General features: G+C 68.2%; 8 protein-coding genes and 1 other RNA gene. 6 read left to right on the forward strand and 3 right to left on the reverse strand.

Annotation, left to right across the window (positions count from 1 at the left end; genetic code table 11):
* The first annotated feature begins 182 nt into the window (after positions 1-182).
* The 4 genes from VF794_RS02695 to VF794_RS02710 are packed head-to-tail and all read left to right on the forward strand — an operon-like array spanning position 183 to position 4,143.
* Entirely contained in the window at positions 183-1,019 is an 837-nt protein-coding gene (locus VF794_RS02695) for a Fic family protein (protein ID WP_331107399.1), read from the forward strand.
* 6 nt (positions 1,020-1,025) lie between these two features.
* Positions 1,026-1,859 (forward strand): deoxyribonuclease IV, encoded by an 834-nt coding sequence (locus VF794_RS02700; protein ID WP_331107401.1) that lies wholly within the window; start codon positions 1,026-1,028, stop codon positions 1,857-1,859.
* A gap of 11 nt (positions 1,860-1,870) precedes the next feature.
* Entirely contained in the window at positions 1,871-3,001 is a 1,131-nt protein-coding gene (locus VF794_RS02705) for a bifunctional oligoribonuclease/PAP phosphatase NrnA (protein ID WP_331107403.1), read from the forward strand.
* Positions 2,998-4,143: a cysteine desulfurase family protein gene (locus VF794_RS02710; RefSeq protein ID WP_331107405.1), complete on the forward strand. Its 1,146-nt coding sequence runs from the start codon at positions 2,998-3,000 to the stop codon at positions 4,141-4,143. Before VF794_RS02705 ends, VF794_RS02710 begins: the two co-directional genes overlap by 4 nt.
* A gap of 62 nt (positions 4,144-4,205) precedes the next feature.
* On the opposite strand, the gene VF794_RS02715 is transcribed toward VF794_RS02710, so the two are convergent.
* The 3 genes from VF794_RS02715 to VF794_RS02725 all read right to left on the reverse strand — a co-directional run bounded on the left by VF794_RS02715 (position 4,206) and on the right by VF794_RS02725 (position 6,361).
* Complete coding sequence (locus VF794_RS02715; RefSeq protein WP_331107407.1) at positions 4,206-4,379, reverse strand: hypothetical protein; 174 nt, start codon at positions 4,377-4,379, stop codon at positions 4,206-4,208.
* A 100-nt stretch (positions 4,380-4,479) separates the two neighbouring features.
* Positions 4,480-5,421, reverse strand: a complete 942-nt coding sequence (locus tag VF794_RS02720; protein ID WP_331107409.1) for a serine/threonine-protein kinase — start codon at positions 5,419-5,421, stop codon at positions 4,480-4,482.
* A 4-nt stretch (positions 5,422-5,425) separates the two neighbouring features.
* Complete coding sequence (locus tag VF794_RS02725) at positions 5,426-6,361, reverse strand: tetratricopeptide repeat protein (protein ID WP_331107411.1); 936 nt, start codon at positions 6,359-6,361, stop codon at positions 5,426-5,428.
* A 160-nt stretch (positions 6,362-6,521) separates the two neighbouring features.
* On the opposite strand from VF794_RS02725, the gene ssrS reads away from it, so the two are divergent.
* Positions 6,522-6,713, forward strand: a non-coding RNA gene (gene ssrS, locus VF794_RS02730) — 6S RNA.
* Between the two features lie 29 nt (positions 6,714-6,742).
* Positions 6,743-7,030, forward strand: a 288-nt coding sequence (locus VF794_RS02735; protein WP_331107413.1) for a 5-formyltetrahydrofolate cyclo-ligase, incomplete at its 3' end; no start/stop codon positions are given.

Below are 7,030 nucleotides of genomic sequence, written 5' to 3' on the forward strand. Positions count from 1 at the left end.
AAGGACTTGTTGGACCAAGCGTGTGAAGTCTTCCTCGTCAGCCTGTAGGCCCGCGGTGTTGTCGTTGTCCCAACCCCCTGGAATTTCTACAATCCCGTGCCCGTTTCATCGCCCGGCCGGGCTCTGTCGGACCCGGTCCGCCGGTATATAATCGTGAGCCGGTGTGAAGGAGCGTCACGTCCGTGAAGGAACGCTACCAAGAGATCGACGAGAAGAACGAAACGCTGCGCGACTACCTGGACATCTTCAAGGACAAGAGTCGCGACTTCCTCGAGAAGTTCGAGATGTCGTGGATCTACCACGACGCAGCGCTCGAAGGGACCGTGTACACGCAACAGGAACTCGCTTCGGCGTTGTTCCCCGAGCGCGCCACCATGGACCCGGCGATGATCCCCGTCGTCCTGGAGGTGCGCAACCACAAGGCGGCGTGTGACTTCCTGCGCGAGGAGGCTTCGGCCACCGGCAGGAAGCAGGCGCAGATCACGCTGACGACGATCAAGCGCATCCACGATCTGCTGTGTGGCAGCACGCCCGAGGCGCAGCAGGCGCGCGCCAACATCGAGCGGCGTGAGCGCACGGAGAAGGAGCTGACCAAGGAGCGCGATCGCAGCGGCTACCGCAAGGACATGCCCCTGCACCGCACGTACTTCCACGAGATCGCCCAGCCGGCGAAGATCCAGCCGATGCTGGAGAAGCTCGTGGACTACACCGGCAGCGCCGAGTTCCGTGAGTTCCACCCCATCAAGCAGGCGGCGGTGGTTCAGCACAAGTTCATGCAGATCTTCCCCTTCACCGAGAACAGCGGGAAGGTCGGCAGGATGCTCACGAACCTCGTGCTGCTGCGCAACGGCTACATGCCGGCGATCATCCACTCGATCGATCGCCAGCGGTACTACGAGTCGCTGCGCGGCGCCGAGGGCGTGTTCCGCACGCTGCTGATGGATGCCATCGAGAACTCGCTCGACAACGGCGTGAAGTACTTCAAGGACCTTGGCCGCCGTTACAAGTCCATCAACTAGGCCGCTGTGCGCGTCGGGGCTCACGAGTCCATTGCTGGAGGCGTGAGCCGGGCGCTGGCGCGGGCCGAGGAGCGTGGCGCGCGCAGCCTCCAGATCTTCACGAAGAACGCACGGGGCTGGAAGGCCCCGCCCCTCACCGAGGAGGAGTGTCACGCCTTCCGCGAGGAGGTGCGACGCACGGGCCTTCCGGTGGTGGCGCACGGCAGCTACCTGGTGAACCTCGGCAACGAGGAACCGGCCCAGCGCGAGAAGTCGCTCGACTGCGTGGTGGAGGAGCTCACCCGCTGCGAGCGCCTCGGCATCCCCTTCCTCGTCCTCCACCCCGGCGGGCACCCGGACGAGCGGCGTGGGCTGGAGTTCATCGCCCGGGCGCTGGACGAGGTGCATGCGCGCACACCGCGCTTCCAGTCACGCCTCTGCCTGGAGGTGACGGCGGGCCAGGGCAACTGCCTGGGGTGGCGATTCGAGCACCTGGCGGAGGTGCTCTCCCAGGTGGGAGACGCGGGGCGCCTGGGCATCTGTCTGGACACCTGCCATCTCTTCGCGGCGGGCTACGACCTGTCGACGGATGCTGGTTACGATGAGGTGATGGCCGAGTGCGACCGGATAGTGGGGCTGGAGCGGGTGCACTGCTTCCACCTCAACGACAGCAAGAAGCCGCTCGGCTGCCGGGTGGATCGCCATGAGGAGCTGGGCAAGGGAGCGATCGGGCTCACGCCCTTCCGCCGCCTCATGAAGGATCCCCGCTTCGTCAACACGATAGGAATCCTGGAGACTCCTTTTCCGGAACGTTACGCAGAGGCCATCAGGCTTCTCGAATCGCTCCGTCGGAGGAAGTAAACACAGCACCCATGCCTGCTACACCGACAGCCAACAGCCGCAGAACGACGCCCGGAGGCGGAGAGGGCACCGAGCCTCCGCAACCGCGCCTCGCCAACCTGCCGGCCCGTGCCAAGCTGGAGCGGCTGATCCGGGTGGCCTCGGGCCACAAGAAGCTCCTCGTGCTCACCCACGACAATCCGGATCCGGACTCCATCGCCTCGGCGGTGGCGCTCTCCCACCTGCTGAAGGAGCGGGCGGGCGTGCAGGAAACCCGGGTGGGCTACGGCGGCATCATCGGCCGCGCGGAGAACATCGCCTTCGTGAAGGTGCTCCGGCTGCCCGTGTCACCCATCGCCAACCTGGACCTGGACGAGTACGACCTGCTCGCGCTGGTGGACACGCAGCCGCCCACGGGCAACCACGCCATTCCCCCACGCCTGCGGGGCGAGGTGGACATCGTCATCGACCACCACCCCATGCGCGACGAGAGCCTCAAGGCCCCCTTCGCGGACGTGGGCGGGGACTTCGGCGCCACCTCGACGATGCTCGCGGAGTACCTGCGGGCGGCGCGGCTGGAGCCCTCGGTGGACGTGGCCACGGCGCTCTTCTACGGCGTGAAGGCGGACACGCGGGATCTGGGGCGCGAGACGACCCAGACGGACATCGACACGTACCTGTGGCTCTTCCCGCGGATGGACAAGCAGCTGCTGAGCCAGATCGAGCACCCGGAGCTGCCCGCGCGCTACTTCCAGCTGTACCACACGGCTTTCGAGCGGGCGAAGATGTACGGGGACACCGCCATCGTGACGGACCTGGAGGAAGTGTACTCGCCGGACATGGTGGCCGAGGTGGCCGAGCGGCTGATGTTCCTCGAGGGGATGAAGTGGTCGCTGGCGTACGCGACGTACCGCAACCAGCTCTTCCTGTCGTTGCGGGTGAAGGATCGGCGGATGAACGCGGGCCGGCTCATCCGGGAGATCTGCGAGGACCACGGCGGCTCGTCGGGAGGCCACGGCAGCATGGCCGGTGCGCGGATTCCGCTCTCGGGGCGCGCCAACCAGCGCAAGGCCGTCAAGCGCGAGCTGGTGCGCCGCTTCCTCGAGGCCTTCGGAGTGGCGGATGAGCGGCCGGTGGCGCTGCTGTCCGCGCCGTCGCCTTGATTTATTGGGACCACAACGCGGCGGCGCCGGTGCGCCCGCGAGTGGCCACGCTGCTGGCGCGGGCCTACTCCGAGGGCGGCTGGGGCAATGCCTCCAGTGTGCACCGGAGCGGGCGCGAGGCCCGGGGCCGGCTGGACGCGGCGCGGGCGCGGGTGGCGCGAGTGCTGGGCTGTGAGCCGAAGGAGGTGTGCTTCACCGGCTCGGGCTCGGAGGCGGACGCGCTGGCGCTGAAGGGCACCTGGCTGGGGCGCAAGGAGCAGCGACGGCGGCGGGTGGTGACGTCGACCCTGGAGCACCCGGCGGTGCTGGCGGCGCTGAAGCAGTTGGAGGCACTGGGCGCGGAGGTGGTACGGGTGCGCCCGGGGCGGGACGGCCGGGTGCCCCTGGAGGCACTGCTGGAGGCGCTGACGCCGGAGACACTGCTGTGCTCGTTGATGTGGGCGAACAACGAGACGGGCGTGGTGCAGCCGGCCGCGGAGGTGTCGCGGGCCTGCCGTCAGCGAGGCATCCTGTTCCACACGGATGCGGTGCAGGCGGTGGGAAAGCTGCCGACGAACTTGCGCGAGGTGGACGCGGATCTGCTGGCGCTGTCGGCGCACAAGTTTGGCGGGCCAGCGGGAGCGGGCGTGCTGGTGGTGCGCAAGGGCATGGAGGTGCAGGCGCTGACACCGGGGCACCAGGAGGCGGGCCTGCGAGGCGGGACACAGAACGTGCCCTACGCGGAGGCCCTCGCGCTGGCACTGGAGCTGGCCCACGAGGAGCAGCCGGCGCACGCGGCGCGGGTGGAGGCCCTGCGAGACACCTTCGAGCGCGAGGTGCGCACCCTCGTCCCGGACGTGACGGTGAACGGAGAGGGAGCGCGGGTGCCGAACACGAGCAATCTGTGCTTCCACGGGGCGGACGGAGAGTCGCTGCTGATCGCCCTGGACCTGGAGGGCATCTGCGTGTCCTCGGGAGCGGCGTGCGCGTCGGGGACGCTGACGCCCTCGCACGTGCTGCTGGCGATGGGCCTCACGCCAGCGCAGGCCCACGGCTCGCTGCGCTTCTCCCTGGGACCCGAGACGACGGAAGCGGACGTGGCCAGGGTGGTGGAGGCCCTGACCACACACGTGCCGAGGGCGCGAGCCCTCAACGGGGAGTAACCCCGCTCCGAGTCCGAGGCACTAAACCGGGAGCCCCGTGATTCCTCCCCCGCGCCCCGGACTCACCACTTCTGATCGGGGAGCTGTTTCTCGCGAACTTCCCCGGGGGGCTGGCCGTAGCCCGGCATGCCCTCATGGGACTCATGGGGGCTGGTGGACGGCTTGCCCTCGGACTTGCGGTCCGTGTCGGCCTCTCGGGTGAGCTCCTGGGGCTTCTTCTCCTGCTCGGTCGCCATGTCGAATCCTCCCTCGCGCAGGAGAAGATCGACATGAAGCGGACAAACGGCATCCCGAGACGGAGCAGGCAGGGGAGCGGTGCCCCTCACCCCCGCCCTTTCAGGTCGTATCGCTGATGCCGAAGAGCCCACGCACCACGGCGGCGATGGCCAGCGGCGTGCCCACGCGCTCGTCGTAGTGGGGCGTGAGCGCCTCCGCGAAGGCCTCGGCCGAGGGGAAGCGGTCCTCGGGGTTCACGGCGAAGCCCCGGTGGATGATCTCATCCAGCGCCTCGGGAATCTCCGGACGGATGAGGCTGGGGGGCATGTAGTCCCGGTAGACGATCTTCGTGAAGACCTCTTCGGGGGTGGAGCCGGTGAAGGGGCGCTGCAGCGTCAGCAGCTCGTACAGCACGACGGTGGCGGCCCACAGGTCCACGTGCGGCGAGAGGGCGCCCTGCAGGGACTCGGGCGAGAGGTAGTAGGGCTTGCCGAGCACCTCACCGCCCTGGAGCACGCCGTCCACGCGCAGGCGGGCCACGCCGAAGTCGCCCAGCTTGATGTCGCCCAGCCGCGAGATGAACAGGTTGGAGGGCGAGATGTCGCAGTGGACGATGCCCAGCGACGTGCCCTCGTCGTCCGTGGCGGCGTGGGCGTAGGCCAGGGCCTCGAGCAGCACGCGCCCCAGATAGATGGAGAAGTCCAGGGGCAGGTGGATGCCGCGATGCTTGCAGCGGCGGAGGATGTGCCCCAGGTCCCTCCCGTCCACCAGGTCCATGACGATGAAGTACTGGCCGTCCACCATGCCCACGTCGAGCACCTGGGCGATGTTGGGATGATCCAGCAGCTTGGTGAGGCGGGCCTCGGAGGCGAAGAGGGCGACGGAGGCCGGATCCTTCGTGAGGGCGGGCAGCAGCCGCTTGAGGGCCACCGTCCAGCCCTGACGCGGCCCGGAGCGGACGCGGGCGCGGAAGACCTCGGCCATTCCCCCCTTGCCGAGCAGCGTCTGGATTTCGTAGTTGCCGAGGATTCGGGGAGCCCGCGGCGTCGGAGAGGTGCTCACGCGCTCACGGTCCCGTTTGTGGCCGACGGCCAGCGGGGCTCCTGTAGTTCTCGACGGCTTGATTGGTGAGGGCCACGTACTCGACGTCCGAGCCCAGGAGGCGATCCAGCTCGGTGTCCTGGCGCGAGCTCTCGGGGATGGCGAAGCCGAGCTTCACGGCCTGCCGCAGCGACTCCAACGCCCGCCGCTTGTCGCCGAGTTGGCTGTAGGCGCACGCCAGGTGGTAGGGGATGCTCGGCTCGCGCGGGTTGAGGGCGCGCGCCCGCATCAGGGCGGCGATGGCGTCCTGCGCCTGTCCGCCCATGAGGTGGGCGGTGCCCAGCCCGAAGAAGGCCACCCAATTGTGGTCGTCGAGGAAGATGCTCCGCTCGAACTCGGCCACCGAGCCGCTCAAGTCCTTCGTCCCCAGCAGCCGGTTGCCCTTCTCCAGGGCCTCCTTGGCGGCCTCGGGGTTGCGCTTCTCGGTGCGCAGGCTCGCCACCGAGGAACCCCCACTGCGCGCCGGAGCCACCGGGGCCGCCGCCGCGGGCGCCTCCGACGCGGGCTGAAGCAGGAACAGGCCGCTCTTGCCCAGCATCAGCGACTGACAGCCCGCCCGTGGCTGAACGAACGCCGTCAACGTGTGATCCACCGGGCTGTAGAAGGCGACCAGGGCCACCGTGTCCGTTGCGGGGCACGAGGGCCCCTGAAGGCACAGGGTGAGCTTGCCCACCAGCACGTTGCCCTGGAACTCGCCCTCCAGCACCGGACTCCGGGGGGCCAGGCCACAGACTCCCGCCTCGGAGGCCCGCCCCACGAGCCGCTCGCCCTGGGTGCTCAGCTCCACCCGCCCCAGCTCGCCTGCCTGGTAGCTTCCCGAGAGGCTGACACCCGCCCACGCGGAGCCTGGGGCTGCGGCGACGAAGGCCGCGAGACCGATTGTTCTGGATGCGGACGTCATGAGTGGGGGCGTCGTCATCATAGGAGCCGGCCGGCTGCCTTGTAAACGCGCAGCTATGGCTTGACCCATCCCCCGGGCGTTCTTATCATTCCTCCAGGCATTCCTGGGTTTCTCCAGGAGTTTCAGGGTTTTGTAGTTGGGAAAGGTTGAGTAGACGGGCTGTCCCCTGCGGGGCGCGTGATGCCCAGCAGAAATTCGAACCGATACGTCCATCACGGGGTCCGTTTCGGGTTCCATGTGCAAGCCCTCCCCTCGCGGGATGAGGGAAGCCTACGGCGCCACGACTTCGAACCCCACCTGGCTTTTTAGGGTTCAATGGACGCTAGGCACACGGCCATTTCGCGGGGGGCTTTTTCTTTCTCTTGGCGGGGAGTGGGGCAGGTGAGCGAGACGGTGGCGCAAGAGGGAGTGGTTCGGAAGGTGACGCTGCGTGAAGAGCTGACGGCTCGTCGCAAGGCGATGACACCCGACATCATCGACGAGCGGGGATTGAAGGTTCAGTCGCGCTTCCTGGCGACCCCCTACTACAACAAGGCGCGGACGGTGGCGCTCTACGCCCCCATCCGAGGCGAGGTGCCCACCCGGGACATCCTGATCGCGGCCCTGCAGGACGAGAAGATCGTCTGCTATCCGCTGTCGCATGTGCACGGGCGCATCCTGGCCTTCCGC

Origin of the sequence: Archangium sp. (assembly GCF_036389735.1) — a bacterium.
GTDB lineage: Bacteria > Myxococcota > Myxococcia > Myxococcales > Myxococcaceae > Archangium.